The sequence below is a fragment of the Nocardioides speluncae genome (assembly GCF_003121585.1).
Classification (GTDB): Bacteria; Actinomycetota; Actinomycetes; order Propionibacteriales; family Nocardioidaceae; genus Nocardioides; species Nocardioides speluncae.
In genome coordinates, this window is record NZ_QEOO01000037.1 from 355,368 (window position 1) to 376,717 (window position 21,350).

The 21,350-nt window shown below is 70.6% G+C and carries 26 protein-coding genes; 11 read left to right on the plus strand and 15 right to left on the minus strand.

The annotated features are described in order from the left end of the window. Positions 1-3: 3 nt before the first annotated feature. Together DDV73_RS21465 and xseA are read right to left on the minus strand one after the other, a co-directional pair. A complete protein-coding gene (locus DDV73_RS21465; protein ID WP_109509286.1) occupies positions 4-219 on the minus strand; it encodes an exodeoxyribonuclease VII small subunit in 216 nt (71 codons plus the stop codon). Then, positions 212-1,450: an exodeoxyribonuclease VII large subunit gene (gene xseA / locus DDV73_RS21470; protein ID WP_109509287.1), complete on the minus strand. Its 1,239-nt coding sequence runs from the start codon at positions 1,448-1,450 to the stop codon at positions 212-214. Before xseA ends, DDV73_RS21465 begins: the two co-directional genes overlap by 8 nt. Before the next feature lie 68 nt (positions 1,451-1,518). On the opposite strand from xseA, the gene DDV73_RS21475 reads away from it, so the two are divergent. The 3 genes from DDV73_RS21475 to DDV73_RS21485 all read left to right on the plus strand — a co-directional run bounded on the left by DDV73_RS21475 (position 1,519) and on the right by DDV73_RS21485 (position 3,998). Beyond that, positions 1,519-2,526 (plus strand): 4-hydroxy-3-methylbut-2-enyl diphosphate reductase, encoded by a 1,008-nt coding sequence (locus tag DDV73_RS21475; protein WP_109509288.1) that lies wholly within the window; start codon positions 1,519-1,521, stop codon positions 2,524-2,526. Between the two features lie 19 nt (positions 2,527-2,545). Continuing rightward, complete coding sequence (locus DDV73_RS21480) at positions 2,546-3,169, plus strand: L-threonylcarbamoyladenylate synthase (protein WP_109509289.1); 624 nt, start codon at positions 2,546-2,548, stop codon at positions 3,167-3,169. A gap of 217 nt (positions 3,170-3,386) precedes the next feature. After that, a complete protein-coding gene (locus tag DDV73_RS21485) occupies positions 3,387-3,998 on the plus strand; it encodes a hypothetical protein (protein ID WP_109509290.1) in 612 nt (203 codons plus the stop codon). On the opposite strand, the gene DDV73_RS21490 is transcribed toward DDV73_RS21485, so the two are convergent. Continuing rightward, positions 3,964-4,605 carry a response regulator transcription factor gene (locus DDV73_RS21490; protein WP_109509291.1) on the minus strand — a complete coding sequence of 214 codons (642 nt, stop codon included), beginning with the start codon at positions 4,603-4,605 and terminating at the stop codon, positions 3,964-3,966. The genes DDV73_RS21485 and DDV73_RS21490 overlap by 35 nt on opposite strands. Beyond that, positions 4,602-6,590 carry a sensor histidine kinase gene (locus tag DDV73_RS21495; RefSeq protein ID WP_154402846.1) on the minus strand — a complete coding sequence of 663 codons (1,989 nt, stop codon included), beginning with the start codon at positions 6,588-6,590 and terminating at the stop codon, positions 4,602-4,604. Before DDV73_RS21495 ends, DDV73_RS21490 begins: the two co-directional genes overlap by 4 nt. Positions 6,591-6,729: 139 nt before the next feature. Between DDV73_RS21495 and DDV73_RS21500 the strand changes: the two genes are divergently transcribed. From DDV73_RS21500 to DDV73_RS21520, 4 genes are all read left to right on the plus strand, one after another. Then, a complete protein-coding gene (locus DDV73_RS21500; protein WP_161962494.1) occupies positions 6,730-7,452 on the plus strand; it encodes a DUF4386 family protein in 723 nt (240 codons plus the stop codon). A 10-nt stretch (positions 7,453-7,462) separates the two neighbouring features. Further along, positions 7,463-7,900 carry a hypothetical protein gene (locus DDV73_RS21505; protein ID WP_109509294.1) on the plus strand — a complete coding sequence of 146 codons (438 nt, stop codon included), beginning with the start codon at positions 7,463-7,465 and terminating at the stop codon, positions 7,898-7,900. A 12-nt stretch (positions 7,901-7,912) separates the two neighbouring features. Continuing rightward, entirely contained in the window at positions 7,913-8,482 is a 570-nt protein-coding gene (locus DDV73_RS21510) for a hypothetical protein (RefSeq protein ID WP_154402847.1), read from the plus strand. A 343-nt stretch (positions 8,483-8,825) separates the two neighbouring features. After that, positions 8,826-9,749 (plus strand): NADP-dependent oxidoreductase, encoded by a 924-nt coding sequence (locus DDV73_RS21520; protein WP_109509296.1) that lies wholly within the window; start codon positions 8,826-8,828, stop codon positions 9,747-9,749. Here DDV73_RS21520 and DDV73_RS21525 read toward each other — a convergent pair. The 7 genes from DDV73_RS21525 to DDV73_RS21550 all read right to left on the minus strand — a co-directional run bounded on the left by DDV73_RS21525 (position 9,742) and on the right by DDV73_RS21550 (position 14,374). Then, a complete protein-coding gene (locus tag DDV73_RS21525) occupies positions 9,742-10,140 on the minus strand; it encodes a DUF6542 domain-containing protein (RefSeq protein ID WP_109509297.1) in 399 nt (132 codons plus the stop codon). The two genes, DDV73_RS21520 and DDV73_RS21525, sit on opposite strands and share 8 nt — an antisense overlap. Before the next feature lie 22 nt (positions 10,141-10,162). Beyond that, positions 10,163-11,332: a DNA recombination protein RmuC gene (locus DDV73_RS21530; RefSeq protein ID WP_240617397.1), complete on the minus strand. Its 1,170-nt coding sequence runs from the start codon at positions 11,330-11,332 to the stop codon at positions 10,163-10,165. Between the two features lie 218 nt (positions 11,333-11,550). After that, positions 11,551-12,060, minus strand: a complete 510-nt coding sequence (locus DDV73_RS21535; protein ID WP_109509298.1) for a GNAT family N-acetyltransferase — start codon at positions 12,058-12,060, stop codon at positions 11,551-11,553. 34 nt (positions 12,061-12,094) lie between these two features. Then, positions 12,095-12,301 (minus strand): hypothetical protein, encoded by a 207-nt coding sequence (locus DDV73_RS28075; RefSeq protein ID WP_154402848.1) that lies wholly within the window; start codon positions 12,299-12,301, stop codon positions 12,095-12,097. A gap of 110 nt (positions 12,302-12,411) precedes the next feature. Then, on the minus strand, positions 12,412-12,837 hold the full coding sequence (locus DDV73_RS21540) for a DUF4279 domain-containing protein (protein ID WP_109509299.1): 426 nt from the start codon (positions 12,835-12,837) through the stop codon (positions 12,412-12,414). A gap of 6 nt (positions 12,838-12,843) precedes the next feature. Beyond that, positions 12,844-13,116, minus strand: coding sequence for a hypothetical protein (locus tag DDV73_RS21545; protein WP_109509300.1), 273 nt, complete (start codon positions 13,114-13,116; stop codon positions 12,844-12,846). A gap of 130 nt (positions 13,117-13,246) precedes the next feature. Next, the gene (locus tag DDV73_RS21550; RefSeq protein ID WP_109509301.1) at positions 13,247-14,374 is read right to left on the minus strand and encodes a helix-turn-helix domain-containing protein; all 1,128 of its coding nucleotides are present in this window, start codon (positions 14,372-14,374) and stop codon (positions 13,247-13,249) included. 173 nt (positions 14,375-14,547) lie between these two features. On the opposite strand from DDV73_RS21550, the gene DDV73_RS28080 reads away from it, so the two are divergent. After that, positions 14,548-14,709, plus strand: coding sequence for a hypothetical protein (locus tag DDV73_RS28080; protein ID WP_154402849.1), 162 nt, complete (start codon positions 14,548-14,550; stop codon positions 14,707-14,709). A 54-nt stretch (positions 14,710-14,763) separates the two neighbouring features. Here the strand turns inward: DDV73_RS28080 and DDV73_RS21555 are convergent, their stop codons facing one another. Together DDV73_RS21555 and DDV73_RS21560 are read right to left on the minus strand one after the other, a co-directional pair. Beyond that, positions 14,764-15,021 carry a hypothetical protein gene (locus tag DDV73_RS21555; protein ID WP_109509302.1) on the minus strand — a complete coding sequence of 86 codons (258 nt, stop codon included), beginning with the start codon at positions 15,019-15,021 and terminating at the stop codon, positions 14,764-14,766. Positions 15,022-15,136: 115 nt separating this feature from the next. Continuing rightward, positions 15,137-15,919, minus strand: a complete 783-nt coding sequence (locus DDV73_RS21560; protein WP_109509390.1) for an exodeoxyribonuclease III — start codon at positions 15,917-15,919, stop codon at positions 15,137-15,139. Positions 15,920-16,210: 291 nt separating this feature from the next. Between DDV73_RS21560 and tuf the strand changes: the two genes are divergently transcribed. Continuing rightward, positions 16,211-17,398 carry an elongation factor Tu gene (gene tuf, locus DDV73_RS21565; protein WP_109509303.1) on the plus strand — a complete coding sequence of 396 codons (1,188 nt, stop codon included), beginning with the start codon at positions 16,211-16,213 and terminating at the stop codon, positions 17,396-17,398. Positions 17,399-17,499: 101 nt separating this feature from the next. Beyond that, positions 17,500-18,162, plus strand: coding sequence for an O-methyltransferase (locus tag DDV73_RS21570; RefSeq protein ID WP_109509304.1), 663 nt, complete (start codon positions 17,500-17,502; stop codon positions 18,160-18,162). Here the strand turns inward: DDV73_RS21570 and DDV73_RS21575 are convergent. Continuing rightward, positions 18,152-19,711: a PH domain-containing protein gene (locus DDV73_RS21575; RefSeq protein ID WP_154402850.1), complete on the minus strand. Its 1,560-nt coding sequence runs from the start codon at positions 19,709-19,711 to the stop codon at positions 18,152-18,154. The two genes, DDV73_RS21570 and DDV73_RS21575, sit on opposite strands and share 11 nt — an antisense overlap. Beyond that, positions 19,708-20,226 carry a PH domain-containing protein gene (locus tag DDV73_RS21580; protein ID WP_109509306.1) on the minus strand — a complete coding sequence of 173 codons (519 nt, stop codon included), beginning with the start codon at positions 20,224-20,226 and terminating at the stop codon, positions 19,708-19,710. The genes DDV73_RS21575 and DDV73_RS21580 overlap by 4 nt, the downstream gene beginning before the upstream one ends. A 67-nt stretch (positions 20,227-20,293) precedes the next feature. On the opposite strand from DDV73_RS21580, the gene DDV73_RS21585 reads away from it, so the two are divergent. Next, on the plus strand, positions 20,294-21,334 hold the full coding sequence (locus DDV73_RS21585; RefSeq protein ID WP_154402851.1) for a WD40/YVTN/BNR-like repeat-containing protein: 1,041 nt from the start codon (positions 20,294-20,296) through the stop codon (positions 21,332-21,334). The last annotated feature ends 16 nt before the right edge of the window (positions 21,335-21,350 follow it).

The following is a 21,350-nucleotide window of genomic DNA, read 5'->3' on the forward strand; positions in this document are numbered from 1 at the left end:
CGGCTACTCCTCGCGGTCGGCCGACTCACCGGCGGCGTCGAGCCGCTGGCGGGCACCGTCGAGCCACTCCTGGCAGCGCTTTGCCAGCGCCTCGCCGCGCTCCCAGAGCGCCAGCGACTCCTCCAGGGTGGTGCCGCCCGTCTCCAGCCGGCGCACGGTCTCCACGAGCTCCTCGCGCGCGGCTTCATAGGACAGCGACTCGATCGGAGTGTCAGTCATGGGGCTCCTCGGGCTCGATCTTGGTCGTCGTGGCATGGATCCGGCCGTCGGCGAGCCGCACGCTCACCTTGTCGCCCTTGGCGACACCGGCCACCGAGGCGAGGACGTGGCCGTCGGCGTCCTGGAGTACGGCGTACCCGCGCTGCAGCGTGGCCAGCGGGGACAGCGCCCGGGCCCGGGCGAGCTGGTGGCCGATCTCGTCCCCGGCCCGGTCCAGCCGGTGCCGGACCGAGCGGCGAGCCCGGTCCACCAGGTGGCCGACCTCGTCGCCGCGGGCGGCGAGCAGGTTACGCGGGTCGGCCATCGCGGGCCGAGACCGGATCGCGTCGAGGGCGGACTGCTCGCGCGCCAGCCAGGCGGCGAGTACGCCGCGGAGCCGGTCGCGTGCCGCCTCCACCTGGCGCAGCTCGTCGGCCATGTCCGGCACGATCCGCTTCGCCGCGTCGGTCGGGGTGGACGCCCGCCAGTCGGCGACTAGGTCCAGCAGCGGCTGGTCGGGCTCGTGGCCGATCGCGGAGACGACCGGGGTGCGGGCCTTGTGCACGGCGCGGACCAGCGCCTCGTCGCTGAACGGCAGCAGGTCCTCCACCGAGCCGCCGCCGCGCGCGATCACGATCACGTCGACGTCCGGGTTGCGGTCGAGCCGGTCGACGGCCTCGATGTTGTCGGCGGCCGCGCGCTGGCCCTGCATCGCGGCGTACACGATCTCGAAGCGGACCGCCGGCCAGCGCCGCCGCGCGTTGTCGACGACGTCGCGCTCGGCGGCGGAGTTGGGCGCGGTGACCAGCCCGACCTTGCGGGGCAGGAACGGCAGCGGTCGCTTGAGCTCGGCGGCGAACAGGCCCTCGGCGGCCAGCAGCTGTCGCCGGCGCTCCAGCCGGGCCAGCAGCTCGCCGAGGCCGACCATCCGGATGTCGCGGGCGGCCAGCGAGAGGGTGCCACGGTTGGCGTAGAAGGACGGCTTGGCGAGCACCACGACGCCGGCGCCCTCGACCACGGGTGGGTTGAGGGAGTCGAAGAGCTGGCGCGAGCAGGTGACGGTGATCGAGATGTCGGCGACCGGGTCGCGCAGGGTCAGGAAGACGGTGGTCATCCCGGCCCGGCGGTTGAGCTGAGCGATCTGGCCCTCAACCCAGACGGTGCCGAGCTTGTCGACGTACTGGGCGATGGCGTTGGCGACCGCCCGCACCGGGGCGGGTGACTCCAGCGTCGTGTCGCGCAGCGAGGGCATGGCGGACAGGCTAGTGCGGGGCGCCGACGAATCGGCTCCGGCAACACCCGCTCGTTAGACTCGGCGGCATGACCACCGACCTCGGCACCCCGCCCGTGCTCAGCCCGGATGAGGCGAAGGCCGTCCTCTTGGCAGCGCCCCGCGGCTACTGCGCCGGCGTCGACCGCGCGGTGATCACCGTGGAGAAGGCGCTGGACCTGTACGGTGCGCCCGTCTACGTCCGCAAGCAGATCGTCCACAACAAGCACGTCGTGGCCAACCTGGAGTCGCGCGGCGCGATCTTCGTCGAGGAGCTCGACGAGGTGCCCGAGGGTCAGACCGTCGTCTTCTCAGCCCACGGCGTCTCGCCGGAGGTGCACCGGCAGGCCGGCGAGCGCGGCCTGAAGACCATCGACGCGACCTGCCCGCTGGTGACCAAGGTGCACCACGAGGCGAAGCGGTTCGCCGCCGAGGACTACGACATCCTGCTGATCGGCCACGAGGGCCACGAAGAGGTCGAGGGCACCGCCGGTGAGGCGCCCGACCACATCCAGCTGGTGCAGAGCCCGGCCGATGTCGACAAGATCGTGGTCCGCGACCCGTCGAAGGTCGCCTGGCTGTCGCAGACCACGCTGTCGGTCGACGAGACCCTGGAGACCGTGGCCGCTATTCGGGAGCGCTTCCCCGAGCTGCTCGACCCGCCGAGCGACGACATCTGCTACGCCACCCAGAACCGCCAGCTCGCGGTCAAGGAGATCGGCCACAACGCCGACCTGGTGATCGTGGTCGGCTCCGGCAACTCCTCTAACTCGGTGCGGCTGGTCGAGGTGGCGCTGGAGGCGGGCGCGAAGGCGTCGTACCGGGTCGACGACGCCTCCGAGATCGACGAGGCCTGGCTCGACGGCGTACGCACGGTGTCGGTGACCTCGGGCGCGTCGGTGCCCGAGGATCTGGTCGAAGGGGTGCTGGCCTTCCTCTCCGAGCGCGGCTACCCCGACGCCAAGGCGGTGCACTCCGCCGAGGAGTCGCTGATCTTCGCGCTGCCGCCCGAGCTGCGCCGCGACATGCGCGCGGCGGCGCAATCAGGGCAAAGCTGACGTGCCCTAGTCTGACCGCGTGGCCCGCTACCTCGACCTGCACCCGGACAACCCGCAGCCTCGGGTCGTCTCCCAGATCGTCGATCTGCTCCGCGAGGACGCGCTGATCGCCTACCCGACCGACTCCGGCTACGCCCTCGGCTGCCAGCTCGGCAACCGCGACGGCCGCGACCGGATCCTGAAGATCCGCGACCTCGACGACAAGCACCACTTCACGCTGGTCTGCAAGGACTTCGCCCAGCTCGGCCAGTTCGTGCACATCGACAACGCGGCGTTCCGGGCGATCAAGTCGGCCACACCCGGCCCGTACACGTTCATCCTGCCGGCCACCGGCGAGGTGCCGCGGCGGCTGATGCACCCCAAGAAGCGCACCGTCGGCGTCCGGATCCCCGAGCACGTCGTGGTCCACGCCCTGCTCGACGCGCTCGACGCCCCACTGCTGACCTCGACCCTGATCCTGCCGGGGGAGACCGAGCCGCGGACGATGGGCTGGGACATCAAGGAGGAGCTCGACCACCTGGTCGACGTGGTCATCGAGGCCGGCGAGACCCCGGCGCAGCCGACCACGGTGGTGGACTGGTCCGAGGGCGCACCCGAGATCCTGCGGTACGGCGCCGGCGACGCGGCGCGCTTCGAGGCCTGAGCTCCAGTCCCGTCGAGGCGACCGGAGGTAGTCCGGGACAAGTGTGGAGACGGAGCCAACCGGACCCAAGGGCTCGCGAGTGCTTGGGTCCAATCGGACCATTACCCCTACGGCACGACACGCCGCCCGACGAAACGCTCGGCCCCGACGGTTAGTCCGCGCGACGGCTGTGGATAACGCACGCGCCGGGCCTCGCTCCGCGCCTACCGTTACGCCCATGTTCGTCAGCGGCCGGGAAGCGGCACTCATCCTCGCCGAGGCCGGCCTGTCGCGCGGTCAGGCACGCAAGGTCCTCGCGGCGGGGCTGGCCGGCCCGAGCCTCAGCACCGCGGGATCGTTGCTGTACGACGAGGCTCGGGTCCGCGCTCTGCTCGCGCGCGCCGTGGTCGAGCGTGGCGACTTGCCGGACCTGTGCCGCGCCACCATGTTCGTCGCCCGACTCCGCGCCCGCCGCGACATCGCAGCGCCGGACCAGCGATGGCAGGGCGCCGACCTCTCGGCCCCGGAGGCCGAGCAGGTCGACGCGGCGCGGATGTACTGGGACCTCTCGCCGTGGGTCGAGATGATGATCCGCGTCGCCATCCAGGAACACGGCTTCGTGCCCTTCGTCGCGACGGTCGCCGGCTTCGTGGCCCTCGGCGGGAACGCCACCCGGGTGAGCTATGTCGAGGGCCGCGGCGACGCGTTCACGTTGGAGCCGCCCACGTCCTGGTTCCACCCGCTTCGGCAGGCACGCGTCCCGACCGGCCCGGGCGGCCCGTGGCTCTTCTGGCGCGAAAGCAGTGCGAACAGGGTCAGTCCCGGCCCAGGCCGGCCTCCCGGGCCCTGATGATGGCCTCGGCCCGGTTGGCCACCTGGAGCTTGGCGAAGACATTGGTGATGTGGTTGCTGACGGTCTTCGCGCTGAGCCCCAGCTGCTGCGCGATGGCCGGGTTCGCGAGCCCGGCAGCCAGCTGATCGAGAATCTCCCGCTCCCGGCCGGTGAGCTCGGGGAACTCCGGTGCCTGTGGGCGAGGCGTGGCCAGGTAGTCGATGGTCCGCCGCGCCACGCCCGGTCCGAAGATCGCCTCGCCGGCCGCGACCGCCGCGATGGCGCGGATGATGGTGGTAGACGGCGACCCCTTGAGCACGTAGCCGAGCGCTCCCGCCCGGATGGCCGCGAAGACGGAGGCGTCGTCGTCGTACATCGTCAGCATGAGTACGGCGACCTCGGGCGCGACTCGCCTGATCTCCGTGGTGGCCTCGATTCCGGTCCGTCCGGGCATCTGGATGTCCATGACCAGCACGTCGGGCCGCAGCAGGACAGCCGCCTTGATCGCTTCGTCACCGGTGGCCGCGGTGCCGACCAGCTCGTAGCCGTCGATCGCCGACAGGACGGCGCTCAGGCCGTCTCGCACCACGCCGTGGTCGTCGGCCACCACGATCCGGAGCGTCATGGCGTCGACCCGAGCAGCGGCAGCACCACCCGCACCAGGCCGCCATCCGCCCCGAGGCGGATCTCGCTGGTGCCGCGTAGCTCGGCCGCACGTTCCTGGATCGACGCCAGACCAACTCCCGGCCGCCAGTCCGGATCGGCGACGCCGTCGTCGCGGACCTCGACGTGCACCTGCCCGTCGACCGACTCGAGCAGAACCGTGGCACTGGACGCGCTCGAGTGCCGGGCTACGTTGGTGAGCGCCTCGGTCACGATCCGGTACGCCGCCACCTCGACGGCGGCGGGCAGCTCGGCATCCAGCCGCCGCGTGTCGACGTCGACCGTCAACGGGCCGCCGTCCTTCCGGCGAAGGATCCCGCGGGCGTACTCGTCGAGCGCGACCGCCAGTCCCAGCTCGTCCAGCGCCGGTGGCCGCAGACCGTCTACCAGCCTGCGGATCTCGTCGACCGCGGCCGTGCTCTGCTCACTGAGCCGACCGAGCAGATCGGCGGCGCGTCGGGGGTCGGTGTCGACCAGGTGTCGGGCCGCGTCCGCCTGCAGCACCACCCCGGTGAGCACCGGCCCGAGCCCGTCGTGCAGATCGCGCCGCAGCCGCCGCCGCTCCTCCTCGCGAGTGGAGATCACTCGCTCCCGGGACTCCCGCACCTCGTGGGCGAGCTGGTCCGCCCGCACCGCGACAGCCACCGGCGCCGCAAGCAGTATCAGCACCTTCTCGTCGGCCACGCTGACCCGGGTCTCGCCGGCCCGCAGGCCGATCAGCAGCTCGCCGACGTCCTCCGAGCCCTGGCGCATCGGCACGATGTGCGGCGCCGGCGGCAGGTCGCCGTACGCCGCGAGCGTGCGCGTCCCGGAGACCACGGCGGCGGCGGGGAAACGCAGCACACGGCACAGCGCCTCGACGACCCCGTCCAGGCCGGTCGTGCCGGGATCCTCCAGCTGCCGGCCGACCTCGGTGAGCGCCCGGACCGGGTCCCGGCGGGCACCGTAGAGCAGCCGGTCGGTCCACCCCTGGAGCACCATCCGCACCGGGTTGAACGCGAAGGCGATCGCCAGCGCCGCGACCACCGGCGAGCCCGGCACGCTGCGCCGGAAGAGCCAGTCGAGCATCACCACCAGCGCCGAGTACGACGCCACCACGCTCGCGGTGAGTACGCCGTAGAGCAGCGACCGCGACACCACCAACCGGATGTCGAGCAGGTGATGGCGCAATACGGCGACCGTCATCGCGAGCGGAATCAAGACCAGCGGCAGCACCCCGGCGAGGTCGTCGCCCGGGATGAGTTCGCTGACCGCCACCCCCACCAGGAAGACCCCAACGGCGAGGAGCACCCAGAGGATCTGCTGGCGGACCTGCTCGCTGCCGCGCCGGTAGCGCCAGCCGAGCATCACTAGGCCGGAGAGGTAGGCCGTGGTGATGGCCGGCCCGGCGAACCACACGACGGGTCGCGCCCACTCGCCGGGCACCAGGTCGGTGAAGCCGGCGGCGTTCGACAGGCCCCAACGGGTGTAGAACCAGGCCCCAACCACCCAGGACAGCAGCCCGACCACGGGTGGCACCGCCAGCAGCCGCGCCCACCTCGACGGGAACGCCCCGTCCGGAAAGAGCAGCACCGCCAGAGGCAGACACAGGCAGACCGGAAGCGCAAAGCCGACGTTGACGAAGGTCGCGAGCAGCCGCCAGGGCCACCCGTCCCAGCCGCGCTCCGCGGCGAACGCCAGCGCCGCCAGGCCGCCGCCCGAGGTGACGTAGCCGCAGCCGCCGACCAGCAGCAGCCACCCGACCGGGTTGCGCGGGCGGTGGTGTGCGATCGGCCAACCGGCCACGGCCAGCGCGGCCCCGATCAGGGTGTTGGTGACCACGAAGTTGTAGCTGAGCCACGTCCACCCGCGTCCCGAGAGCGGGCCGAGCACGACCGCGGACAGCACGCACAGCAGCGCCCACGCTGACAGCGCGGCCGCGAGCAACGCCGTACGCCGAGGCCTCATGCTCCATGGTCGCCCCAACGAGTCCCGACCGACAGGGAAATGTTCCCGGTCGCCCCGGGATCCCGGCCCCTGTGCGCCCTGCCGGCACCGCGCACACCCTGAGTTGGTGAGAGTTCCGTATCCACCCAAAGGAGTCGCGATGACTGCCACCAACACCCACTCGCCCGCGACGCAGCGGGTACCCCACGACGCTCGCGGCTACTGGCGGGTCCTGCTCGCCGTCCTGGCTCCGGTCGCCTGGCTGATGGTCGGTATCGGGGGCTTCATCGCTCCGTCCGAGCTCGGCGGTTCGGGGCAGGAGACGGTCGCCGGCATCGACGCGCACCGCGACTTGATGCGCTTCCTGGCCGGTGGCCAGCTGTTCTTCCTGCTGACCTTCGTGCCCGGCGCGATCGCCACGATCATGGCGCTGCGCCGGACCAAGCCGGTCTTCACCGCGGTGCTCGGCACCTGGTTCCTGTACGCCGGACTGTCCGGCGCCGCCAACCCACCCATCGACCTGATCGTTCTCACCGGACTGGAGGAGGGACTGGCGCCCGACGATCTCGCCACCCTTGCCAACGCCCTCGACGGCTCGATCTACACCGCGGTGGCCCTGCTGCCCGTGCTGCTGTTCATCACCTTCGGGCGGATCGCGCTCGGCGTCCTCTTCTGGAAGGCGAACCTGGCGCCTCGCTGGCTGGCGGTCGTGATGATGGTCAGCCCGTTCATCGAGTTCGTTCCGCTCGGCCACCAGAACGTGCAGTCCGGGGTGTCTTGGTGCCTCAGCGCGGTGGCGATGACGTACGTGAGCCTCGTGCTGCTCCGGATGACCAACGACGAGTTCGACCTCCCGCCACTGCCCGCCTCCACCACCCCTTGAAGGAATCCTTATGTCCACCTCACTCCGCCGTCTCTCCGCCGTCCTCGTGGTGCCCGCGGCCCTCCTGATGTCGGTGCCGACGCCGGCGTCGGCCGACCCGACTCGCCACGTGATCGCCGCCGCCGCCACCTGCTCGGACGGCAACACCTACGACGTCGTCGTCCCGGGCAATGGCTACTACCTGCCGGCGCTGGTCACCGGCTCGACGCAGGTCCACAAGCCCGTGGCATTCGGGAAGTTCACGTTCACCGTCCGTGACCCGGAGGGCGCCGTGGTCTTCGTCGGCACCGATCCGGCCACGGAGCAGGGCGGCGGGAACGTGCTGGCCCGGAACCCGAAGACCTACATCGAGTGCACGGTGTCGTTCACCGCGCCTCTGGAGGACGGGTTCACCGTCACCGTCGACGGCTCCGTCACCGGCTTCCTCACCCCTGCTGCCCCTCGCTGAGAGGAAATGATCATGCACACATCGACCCGCACCGCGGCGGCCGCGCTGGCCGCCGTACCGGCCCTGGCGCTCCTCGCGCCACCCTCCTCCGCGGCCCCGCTCGTGCGCGACCGGCTCCACTTCGCCGACTCGTTCGTCGTCGGGGAGTTCTGCGGCACCGACACCGCGCTCATCGAGTACGACGTGACCGTCCAGGTGGTGGTCAACCCGCACGGCCCGAACGGGCTGGCCTACCACCTGGAGACCGTGCACGGATATGAGGTCTCGACGAACCTGGAGACGGGTGAGGGCGTGCGGCAGGAGCGCGACTTCGCCAGCAAGGACCAGCGCGTCGTGGACAACGGTGACGGCACGCTCACCATCGACGCGACGGTCTCCGGCTCGAGTCGGGACACTTGGTCGGCCGGCCCGACGTTCATCGACGCCGGGTTGCGCAGGGTTCGGGTCCTCATCGACCACGGCGGGACCCCCGCCGACCCGTTCGACGACACGTTCGTCGACGAGCTCAGCCGCACGGAGGTCGGCCGCCACGACACCACGGGCCGTGACTTCTGCACCGACTGGGCCGAGTTCACCTCATGAGTCCCCGCGACACAGGACGTTGACGGGTGCGGCGCCATGACCAGCATGCCTGTGCTCGCGGGGACCACCTCGACGGTGATCTTCGCGGCCAGCATGCTGCCGATGCTGGTCAAGGCGCTGCGCACCCAGGACGTGTCGTCGTACAGCCTCGGAAACCTCGTGCTCGTCAACCTGGGCAACGCGATCCACACCGTCTACGTCCTGGATCTGCCACCCGGGCCGATCTGGGCACTGCACTGCTTCTATGTCCTGTCCTCCGCGGTCATGCTGGCTTGCTACGCCCGAAGCGGCCGGTCCAATGCCGGGGCGGAATGGCACAGGTTGCCGGGAGGTTGTCGCAGGCATGAAGGCGATTGCGTTTACCGAGTACGGCGGTCCGGAGCGGCTTCAGCTCGTCGACCGACCCGATCCGAAGGTCGCACCGAGCGAGGTGCTGATCCAGGTGAAGGCGGCGGGTGTGAACCCGGTCGACTGGAAGGTCGGCGCCGGCCGACTGGACCCGCTGATGGAGACGACCTTCCCGGTCATCCCGGGCTGGGACGTCGCGGGCGTGGTCGCCGCGGTCGGCCTGGACGCGGGTGAGTACGCCGTCGGCGACGAGGTGATCGGCTACATCCGCAAGGACGCCGTACAGCACGGCTCGTACGCCGAGCTGGTCGCCGCGAACGTCCGGCTGCTCGCCCCCAAGCCCGCCGCACTCAGCTGGGAGCAGGCCGCCGGGCTGCCGCTGGCCGGGCTGACGGCGTACCAGGCACTGAACCGCGTGCAGGTGACCTCCGGCGACGTGGTGCTGGTCCATGCCGCGGCCGGCGGCGTCGGCGCGCTGGCGACCCAGCTTGCGGTCGCGCGTGGCGCCCGGGTGATCGGCACCGCCAGCGAGCGCAACCACGACTTCCTCCGCGAGCTCGGTGCCGAGCCGGTGACGTACGGCGACGGGCTGGGCGAACGGGTCCGCGACCTCGCGCCCGGCGGTGTCGACGCGGTGCTCGACCTGGTCGGCGGCGGCACGGTCGAGGTGTCGCTGCCGCTGGTTCGGGAGGCGAGCCGGGTGGTCTCGATCGCCGACCGGGCGGCCGGTGAGGCGGGCGGCCAGTACCTCTGGGTGCGTCCGAGTGCCGCCGACCTGACCGCGCTCGGCGACCTGGCCGACGCCGGGAAGCTGACGGTGCCGGTGGCGCGGACGCTGCCGCTCGCCGAGGCCGGCGAAGCCTGGCGGCTCAGCCAGGAGGGCCGCACCCGGGGCAAGCTGGTGCTGACCGTCAGCTGATGAGCTGACGGGTGCGCAGCGCGAGCAGCACCAGGCAGAGCGCGTAGCCGACGACCAGGGCGGCGGCGTGGGTGGCCAGGCCGGATACCAGCGCCTGGATCACGCCGTCGTCGCGGTGCGCGATGGCGTCGGGGGAGACCAGGCCGAGCAGCAGGAACACCGCGGTCATCAGCAGCGGCGGGAGCACGCCGACGGTGAAGAAGTCGCCGGGCCGGACCAGCAGCGCCAGCGCACAGCAGAGTGCGACGAAGCAGAGGTCGAAGAAGAGTGAGACCTCGCCGCCGAGCGACATGTCGACGACGACCGCCGTGAGCGCGCACGCGAACCCCAGCGCGACGATCTGCCGCCCAGGTTCGCGGCCTTCCTCCCACACCGTGCGCGCGTGGCTCACGCCTGTGAGCGTACGGCGCACGTCAGGCCCCTTGTGCGCGGCGCGCCGGGTCGCCGTCGGCCGGCGCGGCGCCGGAAATCCCGCCGAGAAGGTCGTCGAGCTCGTCGACCGGTGGGTCGGCGGCGTGCAGCTCGTCGGCCACCACCGATCGTGCGGTGGCCTCGACCTGGCGGGGGCTGGGCAGCGGCTCGTCGGTCACGCTCAGGTCGCGGAACCGTCGCGCGCTGACCAGCACCCGGCTCTCCAACGAGCCCATCGCCTGGTTGTAGTGGCCGACGGCGGCGTTGAGCGACCGCCCGACCTGGTCGAGGTGGGTGCTCATCCGCGCCAGCCGCTCGTGCAGCTCGACGCCGAGCCGGTGGATCTCCTGCGCCTGGTCGGCGAGTGCCTCGTGGCTCCAGCCATGGGCGACGGTGCGGAGCAGCGCGATCAGCGTGGTCGGCGTCGCCAGCACCACCCGGCGTTCGGCGGCGTACTCGATCAGGCCGCGGTCGGACTCCAGCGCGGCCGACAGGAACGCCTCGGCCGGCACGAACATCACCACGAACTCGGGTGACTCGGGCAGCGCCCGCCAGTACCGCTTCGCGGCGAGCTGGTCGACGTGCTGGCGGAGCCGGGCGGCATGCCGGGCGAGGTGGGTCTCACGATCGCGCTCGTCGTCGGTGGAGGTGGCGTCGAGGAACGCGTCGAGCGGCACCTTGGCGTCGACAACGATCTGCCTGTTGCCGGCCAGCCGGACCACCAGGTCCGGTCGCAGCGCGCCGTCGGCAAGCTGGACCTGCTCGGCGAAGTCGCAGCGGTCGGCCAGCCCGGCCAGCTCGACCGCCCGCCGCAGGTGCAGCTCGCCCCACCGCCCGCGCACCTGGGGCTTGCGCAGCGCCGTCGCCAGCGACTGGGTCTCGCGGCGCAGCAGGTCGGTGGTGTGGCGGATGTCGGCGACCTGCTCGTTGAACTGGCCCTGCCACGTCGCCCGGCCCCGGTCGAGGTCGTGCATCTGGTCGGACAGCCGGTCCAGGCTCTGCAGCACCTCGGCCTGCTCGACCAGCTCGGTCACCTGCCGGCCGCGCGCCCAGAGCACGCCGAGCAGCGCGCCCAGGGCCAGCCCGAGCACCAGCCCGGCCAACAGCGTCAACGTCGTCATGTGGCCGAGCATGGACGACGCCGCCGACAGTTTGCGCACGACGTGCCTCAAGTACGAATCCTTGAGCAGTCGCTCGTGTCACGATCAGCCCGTGGAGGTCATGCCTGAACCAGACCTCAGTCCAGGTCGGCGATCATGTGGACCCTCCGGGTAGGCAAACAGGCGAGATCTTTCCCAGTCCACGGCTACCCGGCCGCGTTTGCCTACTGGGCGGGCCGCTGCGTTCGGTTAGTGGTCGAGAGTGGACGCCGCCGCCGACAGTTTGCTGTCTACTTCGCCGAGGCGACGTCCTGACGAGTTGCATCGAGCGTGATCCAGTACCGGAGCACGGCGGACTCCGCGGTCGTCTCGAGCATCCCGCCATTGCGTTCGATCGTCTTCGCAGAGGCCGGGTTGTCGGCTAGGCAGACGAGCAGCACCCGATCCATGCCGAGAGGTCGTGCCTCCACCAGGATCTGCCCAAGCGCCCATGTGGCCAGCCCGCGACCACGTGACGACGGGCGGATCCCGTAACCGATATGGCCGGTCTGTTCGTTGAGAACGTGCCGCAACGCGATGGCGCCCAGCACCTCGTCGTCCTCGACGATCCAGCGGCAGGTCGCTCGTTCCGCGTTCCCGCTCAGTCGCGCAACCCAGGTCGCGAAGCCCTCGGGCGAGCTGACGTCATCGGTGGCGTCGAGCCCGAATCCGTCCTCGTGTAGCCCGGCACCCCACTCGGCATGGGCTTTGAGCCATGCGTGGTGGAGACGAACGGTGGGCACGACCAAGGTCGGAGGCATTCGTCAACCTAGCAATGCGAGAACGACGAAGCACCTACCCGCTGAGATCTCCTCGGCGAGCAGGGGCTTCTAGTCCTTTACACGGCCTCGCCGTCGAGCGCATTCGCGAGGAGCACGTCCTCGACGTTCTGCGCCTTGCCTCGACGATGAGGTCGATCACTTCGGCGAAGACGTAGTCCGGGATCTCGCCGGGGAACGCGGCTTCTAGGGCTTCGGCGGTCTGCCGGGTCAGGTAGTCCACGCGGGCGACAGTAGGCGCTCTCTCGGCGCTCCGGAACCCATAAGTAGGGACGCTTTGCGCGGCGATACGGGCTAACGTGCGGCGATGCCGCGGGAACTCGTTTCGGGCACTCATACCGGGCCGGAAGCGGAGGATGCGTCGTCGTGCTCGATGCCGTAGATGTCCAGGTCAAGGTGTACGGGGAGCGAACCCAAGCGCGACAGTAAACCGGCATCGAGTTCGACCCCGCCGATTCCGTCAACGTCCACGAAGCAGAACCAGTCCATCGTGAAGCCCTCGTTCGACATGACCTGCAGTATCTCGCGGCACGGCTCGACCTGATCAAGTAGTGCAGACAAGTGGTCGCCCAAGCCCCCGCGCCCAAGATGCTCCGTAGACAGGCCCCACAGCGCGCCCTTGCGCGCGTGACCGCTGCGACCGATATCGCCCGCCTCGTGCGAGAACGTCGGTGTGATACCTAGTCGTTCGGTCACCTCGGCGGACGTGACGCCGGACTTCCACGCCCTCAGGATCACGTAACACCGTGCGGTTGCCATGCGTGCCTACTCCGCGTCTCCGCGCGTGTCCTCGTTGGGCAACTCGACGGTTGCCGACGCGCCGAACCGCGAGGCGCGGAACCGCAACACCCCCGCCTTGATGAGGTCGTACGTGGCCGAGCACGCGAGGCTGACGACGACCGCCTCGACGATCCCGCCGCCGCGCTCCTCGATAGGCGGCGCGTAGTTGACCTCGACGCCCTCCTCCCTGAGCATCTGCGCGAGCGCGCTCGCGAAGGGTGCCGGGCCTCGGTAGACGACTGTCGTCTGATCACTCATACCGGAGACGCTAGACGCTGCACCCGACCACAGACCTCGGAACTCGCCGTCATCCCGTGTGCCGGGGCGGCTCAGTCGGCGAGGTCCACGACGATTGCCGCGTCTTACGTGACTCGCCGTGATCCGATCGTTACGATGCGGGCCGGCCGGCGCCGCCCTCGATCTCGTCCATGAGCATCCGCAGGGTGAGGGAGTGCTTCTCGGGTGGCAATGCGTCGAGCGCGGCGCGGGCCTGCGATGCGCCTCCGGCGCGGTCGCCCGCGCGGGCGAGCATCAGGCCGCGGTGCATGTCGAGGTGCGTCGCGAACCTCGGGAGCGAGTCGGGCAGCTCCCGCCGTGCGGCATCCTGCGCCTCGACCGCCGTCCGCTCGTCGCCGAGGCGCGCGGCGAGGAGCGAGACGAAGACGTTCATCCGCCACCACGGGACGGCGTAGTCGGACGTCTGCTCGTCGGAACCGACCTTGTCGAACGCGCGCCGGCCCTCGGTCAGCAGACTTCGGGCTCTGGCTGTGTCGCCTCGGATCGCGGCGGCGTGAGCGCGCCCCATGATCGCGTTAAGGCGCCCGAGCGACGGCTTCTCACTGATCGCGAGAGCCTCCTCCGCCACGGCGTCGGCGACGCCGAGCGCGGCACCTTCGTATCCGAGCGCAATCGCGGCACGGCCGCGCACCCACACCCGGGCGTCTGCGTCGCCGGACTCGTCGGCAGCCTTCGCGGCCATGCGATACCAGCCGACTGCGCGCTCGCCATCGGAGCCCGGGAACGTCTTCGCGTACAGAGTCATCAGGCGCGAGGCGACCGACCACAGGCGAGGGTTGTCTAGCTGCTGTTGCACGACGACCAACTCGTGAGCAACGCGGCGCTGTATGTCGGCCGCGCCGAGGCTCATGTAGTCAGTGCCGTATGCGGCGAGTTTCGCCTCCCATGCTTCCGCCGACGGCCCACCTGCGAGACGCGAGGCGAAGCCCGACTCGATCAGGTCCGAGGCAACGACGGGGGCGATTGCGGTAGCGGCGATCGAACTCAGGAACGCTCGTCGGTGCACTTCCTCACCTTCCAGAACCGCCAGCGGCACATCGAGAACGGCCGACAGGCAACGCAGATAGAACGCACCCGGACGGACCTTGCAGCGCTCCCAGCGACTCACGTATTCCCGGTCAAGGTTCGTGCCGAACTGGTCATTGATCGCGTCGGCAAGCCGACCTTGTGACCAGCCGCGCGCTCGCCGCAGGTCCGCGATCAGCGCGCCGATGCCCATACGCCCATCTTGCACGACCGTCCGAATTCGGACACCGCTCTCTACGTGGTTGCCCCTAGATCTGCCACTACCTAGCCACCACAAAGCGGACAAGCATCGGGCTTGGCCAGACGGGTGATGCGGCGAATGGGACCCGTTGCCCGTCTGGCCTGCCAACGTCGGGAAGGGTGCAGATGGAGCGACTGGGAGCGCTGGCGCTGTGGGGGGCCTGCGGGTTCGTGCTGGCGGCCGTCGTCCCGTGGCAGGCGCTCGTCTGTGCTGCCGTGGTTCTAACAGCGCTCGTTGGGTGGGTCTACCTCTGGGAGGCAGACGGGGAGTGGATCGCTGACGAGTGAGTCGACGCTCGCCCTCTCGCAGGGGAGGAGGGCGAGCGTCGGTTCCGAGGTTGCCTACTGGTACTTCAGAGCCAACTCTTTCAGCGTGTCCGCAGGCGTGATTTCGACTTCCCTCTCGCGCTTGATCAGCAGGTGACCGCACAGGCTGACGAGGCCCATCACGGAGGCCCCCTCTGCGTCTTCTCCGTCATCCGCGCCGGCGAGTATCTGCTCGATCATGAGGTCGCCGTCGTCGTCCTCGCTTTCAAGCCATGCCGTCATGATGCTTATGGCGCGACGCACCGCCTCAGTCTTCGAGTCCGCGTTGTCCATGCGTCCATCCCTCCGCGATCTGGCGCCGTTCCCGTCCGGCTCGCGACGCCTGTTCCCTGCCCAGACGCCGACCGTAGCGCTCCGCGCACTCGGAGAGCGGGAGGGCGTGGCCGAATCAGCCGGCGAGATCGACGACCACAGGGGCGTGATCCGACGCGCCGGGCTCGTTCATCCGTTCGTCGCGGTCGATGAACGCGCCCTTCACCCGCTCGGCAAGCGATGGTGAGCCGAGGATGAAGTCGATTCTCATGCCACGGTTTCGAATTGCTCTTTGTCGGTAGTAGTCCCAGTAGGTGAAGACGTCGGGGCCGGGCGTGTGCGGCCGGACGACGTCGACGTACCCCTCGTCCAGGAACGCCGCGAAGGCCTCGCGCTCCGGCGGGGTGACGTGGGTGTCGTTCGCGTACGCCGCCATGTCGAACACGTCCTCGTCCTGGGGCGCGATGTTCCAGTCGCCGACCAGGGCGGTGTCCTCGCCGAGCCAGGGCCGGGCGGCGTCGCGCAGGCGGCTCAGCCAGTCCAGCTTGTAGTGGTAGTGCGGGTCGTCGATCTTGCGGCCGTTGGGGACGTAGAGCGACCAGATCCGGACCCCGCCGCAGGTCGCGCCGATCGCCCGCGCCTCCGCTGCCAGCGGCTCGCCCCAGCCGGGCATCCCGTCGAAGCCGACCTGGATGTCCTCGATCCCGACCCGGCTGATCAGTGCCACGCCGTTCCACTGGTTGATGCCTGCCGCCGCGACGTCGTACCCCAGCGACTGCAGTCCCATCAGCGGCAGCTGGTCCTCGCGCGCCTTGGTCTCCTGCAGGGCGAGTACGTCGATGTCGTGGCGTTGCAGGAACGCCTCGACGCGGTCGATCCGGGAGCGGATGGAGTTGACGTTCCAGGTCGCGATGCGCACGCCCGCCACCCTAGCCACACCACCACTGAGTGCCGGGAATTCGGTGGCGGCCCAAGGCGTTAGGGCGACACGATGATCCGCATGTTCGCTGCTCCCCTCGCGACGCTGGCCGGCTACTGCCCGTCAGTCGCTTTCGCGCGGGTCGAAGCGCGACGCTGACTCACCTCCTGCAGCAGGCAGGACCCCGGGGGTGAGTCGTCCCTCCAGCGGAGGTCCTGCGCCCACATCACTGCATCAATTCAAAGGGGCTGCGCGTCCATCAGACAGCCGCGCCCAGAAAGAAGCACAGTCATGGCCAAGAGCCAGTTCGTGCGGACCAAGCCGCACCTCAACATCGGGACGATGGGACACGTCGACCACGGCAAGACCACGCTGACCGCCGCGATCACCAAGGTGCTCGCCGACGCCGACCCGGCCACCAACCGGTTCGTCGCGTTCGACGGCATCGACCGCGCGCCGGAGGAGGTCCTGCGCGGGATCACCATCAACATCTCGCACGTGGAGTACGAGACCGCGACCCGTCACTACGCCCACGTCGACATGCCCGGGCACGCCGACTACGTGAAGAACATGATCACCGGCGCTGCCCAGGTGGACGCCGCGATCCTGGTCGTCTCCGCCCAGGACGGCGCGATGCCGCAGACGCGTGAGCACGTGCTGCTCGCACGCCGGGTGGGCGTGCCGTACCTGGTGGTGGCCCTCAACAAGGCCGACACGGTCGAGGACGACGAGCTCCTCGACCTGGTCGAGCTGGAGGTCCGCGAGCTGCTGTCCGAGTACGGGTTCCCGGGCGACGAGGTGCCCGTCGTCCGCGTCTCCGGGCTGGGAGCCCTGGACGGCGACCCGCGCTGGGTGGCCTCGGTCGAGGAGCTGCTGGCGGCGGTCGACGACTACGTACCGGTGCCCGAGCGCGAGCTCGGCGAGCCGTTCCTGATGCCGATCGAGAACGTGCTCACGATCAGCGGTCGCGGGACGGTGGTCACGGGTGCGGTCGAGCGCGGCTCGCTGAAGGCCGGCGACACGGTCGAGGCGGTCGGCCTCGGCCCGACGGTGGCGAGCGTCGCGACCGGGCTGGAGACGTTCGGCAAGACGCTGGACACCGTCCAGGCCGGCGACAACGCGGCGGTGCTGCTGCGCGGCGTACGCCGAGACGAGGTACGCCGCGGGCAGGTCCTGGTCGTGCCCGGCTCGGTCACCCCGCACCGCAGGTTCACCGCGAACCTGCACGCGCTGACCGCCGCCGAGGGTGGCCGGCACACGCCGTTCGCCGCGGACTACCAGCCGCAGTTCTACTTCCGGACCACCGACGTGTCCGGGAGCCTGGAGCTCGGTGAGGTCCAGCTGGTGTTCCCGGGCGACACGGTCGAGGTGACCGTCGAGCTCGGCAAGCCGGTGGCGATGGAGGTCGGGCTCGGCTTCGCGGTCCGCGAGGGCGGGCGCACCGTCGCCGCGGGCACCGTGACCGGCATCCTCGACTGACTGGACGGGCAAAGCATGCACTGGGAGGGCGGAATTTCGCCCTCCCAGTGCAGGTTTCCCCGGTCGACCGGGGAAACCACCCACTCGCTAACGTCGACTCCATGACCAAGAGCGCACCCCCGTGGATGGACCCCGACCTCGCCGCGTACGTCGACAACCGGACGACCCAGCCCGACGAGGCCCAGCAGAAGCTGATCGACCGTACGCACGCCGAGACCGGCGGCGCCGCCAACATGCAGGTGTCCTCGGCGCAGGGCGCGCTGCTGACGATCCTGACCCGGGCGGCCGGCACCAAGAAGGCGCTCGAGATCGGCACCTTCACCGGCTACTCCTCGATCTGCATCGCCCGCGGCCTCGCGGACGGCGGGTCGCTGACCTGCCTCGACGTGAGCGAGGAGTGGACCGCGATCGCGCGAGAGGCATGGGCCCAGGCCGGGGTCGACGACCGGATCGAGCTGAAGATCGCGCCGGCGCTGGAGACCCTGGCGAGCCTGCCCCAGGACGCGTCGTACGACCTGGTCTTCATCGACGCCGACAAGGAGAACTACCCCAACTACGTCGACGCGGTGCTCCCGCTGCTGCGCCAGGGCGGGCTGCTGCTGGTCGACAACACGCTGTGGTCCGGCGACGTGGTGCGCCCGGCCGAGGAGGGCTCGACCACCGCGGTGATCCAGGCGTTCAACGACCGGCTCGCCGCCGACGAGCGGTTCGAGAGCTACATCCTGCCGATCAGCGACGGGATGACGGTCGCGGTCAAGCGATAAAGGGCGTCAGTACGTCGGGCGTCGCGGCGTCCGCGAGCGCCACCGCCCGGCCGTAGTCGAGGTCGCGGATCACCACCCGCTCGGCTCCGGCCGCGGTGGTGGCGACCAGCGTGGCCAGCCCGGCCCGGCGCTGGAACAGCGACTGCCGGATCACCCAGCCGATGATCCCGTCGCGCTCCAGCGCGGTCCGGGTGAGCAGCAGGATGCCGCTGGCGGTGACCAGGTGCCCGGGCAGCAGGGCGTGGCCGAGCTGGCGGTACGCCGCCTCGCCGGCCGCCACGGCCACCGCGCAGACCACGGCCGCGACCGAGAGCGGCACCCACCACGGCAGGTCGAGGCCGATCGTGGCAGCGGTCGCGAACACCGCGGCCACCGCCGTACTCCACTGGGCGCGGGCGTGGCAGCGGCGCCGGGCGGCGGCGCCGTGCTGGGTGAGAGCGGCCTCGAGCGGCCCGCTCGCCTCAAGTACGTCGTGGCCCACCCGTCTGTTGACCTCAAGCGGGCTCGGCGGCAGCAGCTTGGTGACGCCGCCGCTCCCGACGCCGGTCGCAAGCGCGCGCAGCTCAGCGCCCCCGACCAGCCGCAGCAGCGCCGGCTCGACCAGCTGGACGCCGCGGACCCGCTTCTCCTCGACCGAGGTGGACCGGGTGGTGAACAGGCCGGCGGTCAGCCGGAGGTTGCCCGCCTCGCGGGTGAGCCGGAGGTTCCACCACTGGATGACGTACCCGCCGACCGAGATCAGCACCCAGCCGACCAGTGCGGCAACAGCGACCACACCGAGCACCAGCGCGATCGCCTGGTCGAGCACCCACTCCCAGGCGTCGCCGACGCTCTCGGAGTTCAGGAACGGCAGGTTCTCGCCGAACTGGGCCAGCACACCGGCCGCACCCGCGACGATCACCAGCCGGGACAGGCTGAACGGCGCGAACCTCAGCCACGCCCAGTCGATCGTCGCCAGCTCGCTCGGTCCGTCCGCCGGTTGAGGAGGTCGCGCAGCGACCGTCTCGACTTGTACTGAGGAGGTCGCGCTGTGACCGTCTCGAAGTGAACCAGGGCCTGCGTCGCGCCGGGCCAGCAGGTAGCGGCGCAGCTCGTCGCCCTGCTCGACCGAGAGCGCGTCCAGGGAGATCCGGCTGTCGTCGACGCCGGTGCCGATCTCGACCTTGGTCAGCGAGAGCACCCGGCGCAGCAGCGACGCCTCCAGGTCGACGCTGCGGATCCGGTCCAGCGGCGCGGTCAGCGTGGTCTTCTGCACCAGGCCGCGGCGTACCTGCAGCTGGGTGTCGGTGATCCGGTAGCGGGTGGTCAGCCAGGGGAGTACGCCGATCCCGACGGCGCCGGCCACCATCGCCGGCAGTGCTATCAGGCTCCACGACGTGTCCTGGCTGCCGAGCCCGACCAGCGTGATCAGGAACGGCAGCGCGAACTGCGACAGCGTCTTGATCGGGTCGACCAGCAGCATCTTCGGGTCCAGTCGGCGCCACTCGCTGCTCTCGTCGGTCGAGGAGGTCGCTCTGCGACCGTCTCGAGACCAATCGAGACCGCTCACGTGGCGTCGCCCGTCGTACTGCTGGTGATCGCCGTGAGCTCGGCGACCAGGCCGTGCGCGACGTCGGCGTCCAGGCAGGCGATCGTGATCGGGCCGGCGGCCGAGGCGGTGGTGACCGTCAGCGAGGCCAGCCGGAACAGCCGCATCAGCGCGCCTTGTTGGGAGTCGACGGTCTGCACCCGCGACAGCGGCGCGATCCGCTGCTCGATGGTGAGCCAGCCGGCCCGGGTGTGGACCGCGGTCGGGGTCACCTCCCAGCGGTGCACGCGATAACGCAGCGTCGGCATCACCGCGAGGTGTACGACGGACGGCAGCACCAGCGCGACCAGCAGAGCGGTCACCCACCACGGCCGCCCCGGCAGGAAGGCGTAGCCGACGCCGAGGACCGCCCACTCGACCAGGGCACCGAGGAACGCGGTCAGCCGCCAGTAGCTCACCGCCCGCGGGGAGACCCGGTTCGCCGGCTCCCTCAGCTGGCCACCGGGCTGGGCAGGTTCGGTCGGGGTTTCGGTCACGGGACGACTCTAGATGGCCGACTGGAGTGTCTGGACACTGTCGGTGGTGTCCGCAAAGGTGGGCGGCATGCGAACCCTCCTCGGTGTCCTGGTAGCCGCCCTCGCCCTCTCGCTGCTTCCGGCGACCGCCTCCGCCGGCGGTCACGGCCTGGCTCGCGAGTGGGACCGCGTCGACGTCGGCAGTGACGAGAGCCTGCGTGGGCTGGCCGCGGTCGACCGGCGTACGGCGTGGGTCTCGGGTAGCAACGGCGGCGTCTGGAAGACCACCAACAGCGGCCGGACCTGGACCGACGTACGACCGCCGGACACCGCCGGGCTGCTGTTCCGGGACGTCGAGGCGTGGGACGCGAAGCGGGCGCAAGTGCTGGCGATCGGCGAGGGCGAGGCGTCCCGGATCTACCGCACCGTCGACGGCGGCAGGACCTGGACCGAGACCTTCCGGAGCGCGGAGCCGACCGCGTTCTACGACTGCATGGCGTTCTTCCCCGGCGGCAAGCACGGGCTGGCGATGAGCGACCCGGTCGACGGCAAGTTCCGGATCATCGAGACCCACGACTTCGGGCGCAGCTGGCAGATCGTGCCGAACGACGGGATGCCGGCGGCGGTCGCGGGCGAGTTCGCGTTCGCCGCGAGCGGCACCTGCCTGGTCACGGCCGGCTCGCGCGACGCCTGGCTGGCCTCCGGCGGCGGTGCGTCCCGCATCTTCCACTCCCGCGACCGCGGCCACACCTGGACCGTCGTCAACGCGCCGATCCCGGCGACCCCTGCCGGCGGCGTCTTCTCGCTGGCCTTCCGCAACCCGCGCAAGGGCGTCGCCGTGGGCGGCGACTTCGAGGCGCCCGACAACGGTGTGGACGCCTCCGGCTGGACCCGCGACGGCATGGGCTGGCACGGCGGTGGCGACCTGTCCGGCTACCGGTCGGGCGTGTCCTGGGTCTACGAAGCGCGCTCGACGCTGGTCGCCGTCGGCCCGACCGGCACCGACGTCACCCGCGACGGCGGCCGCACCTGGACCGCCCTCAACGACACCGGATTCCACGCTGTCCAGTGCGTGCCCCGCGCCTGCTGGGCCTCTGGTGCGGCGGGAGCAGTCGGCCTCCTCGACTAACTAGGTGGTCGATACT

Excerpts from the sequence above, each read along its gene's own strand:
- DDV73_RS28080 (WP_154402849.1), top strand. The coding sequence starts at position 14,548 with ATGGAGCGACTGGGAGCGCTGGCGCTGTGGGGGGCCTGCGGGTTCGTG.
- DDV73_RS21485 (WP_109509290.1), top strand. The coding sequence starts at position 3,387 with ATGTTCGTCAGCGGCCGGGAAGCGGCACTCATCCTCGCCGAGGCCGGC.
- DDV73_RS21545 (WP_109509300.1), bottom strand. The coding sequence starts at position 13,116 with ATGAGTGATCAGACGACAGTCGTCTACCGAGGCCCGGCACCCTTCGCG.
- DDV73_RS21570 (WP_109509304.1), top strand. The coding sequence starts at position 17,500 with ATGACCAAGAGCGCACCCCCGTGGATGGACCCCGACCTCGCCGCGTAC.
- DDV73_RS21520 (WP_109509296.1), top strand. The coding sequence starts at position 8,826 with ATGAAGGCGATTGCGTTTACCGAGTACGGCGGTCCGGAGCGGCTTCAG.
- DDV73_RS21475 (WP_109509288.1), top strand. The coding sequence starts at position 1,519 with ATGACCACCGACCTCGGCACCCCGCCCGTGCTCAGCCCGGATGAGGCG.
- tuf (WP_109509303.1), top strand. The coding sequence starts at position 16,211 with ATGGCCAAGAGCCAGTTCGTGCGGACCAAGCCGCACCTCAACATCGGG.
- DDV73_RS21585 (WP_154402851.1), top strand. The coding sequence starts at position 20,294 with ATGCGAACCCTCCTCGGTGTCCTGGTAGCCGCCCTCGCCCTCTCGCTG.
- DDV73_RS21490 (WP_109509291.1), bottom strand. The coding sequence starts at position 4,605 with ATGACGCTCCGGATCGTGGTGGCCGACGACCACGGCGTGGTGCGAGAC.
- DDV73_RS21505 (WP_109509294.1), top strand. The coding sequence starts at position 7,463 with ATGTCCACCTCACTCCGCCGTCTCTCCGCCGTCCTCGTGGTGCCCGCG.
- xseA (WP_109509287.1), bottom strand. The coding sequence starts at position 1,450 with ATGCCCTCGCTGCGCGACACGACGCTGGAGTCACCCGCCCCGGTGCGG.
- DDV73_RS21540 (WP_109509299.1), bottom strand. The coding sequence starts at position 12,837 with ATGGCAACCGCACGGTGTTACGTGATCCTGAGGGCGTGGAAGTCCGGC.
- DDV73_RS21550 (WP_109509301.1), bottom strand. The coding sequence starts at position 14,374 with ATGGGCATCGGCGCGCTGATCGCGGACCTGCGGCGAGCGCGCGGCTGG.
- DDV73_RS21535 (WP_109509298.1), bottom strand. The coding sequence starts at position 12,060 with ATGCCTCCGACCTTGGTCGTGCCCACCGTTCGTCTCCACCACGCATGG.
- DDV73_RS21495 (WP_154402846.1), bottom strand. The coding sequence starts at position 6,590 with ATGAGGCCTCGGCGTACGGCGTTGCTCGCGGCCGCGCTGTCAGCGTGG.
- DDV73_RS21500 (WP_161962494.1), top strand. The coding sequence starts at position 6,730 with ATGACTGCCACCAACACCCACTCGCCCGCGACGCAGCGGGTACCCCAC.
- DDV73_RS21555 (WP_109509302.1), bottom strand. The coding sequence starts at position 15,021 with ATGGACAACGCGGACTCGAAGACTGAGGCGGTGCGTCGCGCCATAAGC.
- DDV73_RS21465 (WP_109509286.1), bottom strand. The coding sequence starts at position 219 with ATGACTGACACTCCGATCGAGTCGCTGTCCTATGAAGCCGCGCGCGAG.
- DDV73_RS21510 (WP_154402847.1), top strand. The coding sequence starts at position 7,913 with ATGCACACATCGACCCGCACCGCGGCGGCCGCGCTGGCCGCCGTACCG.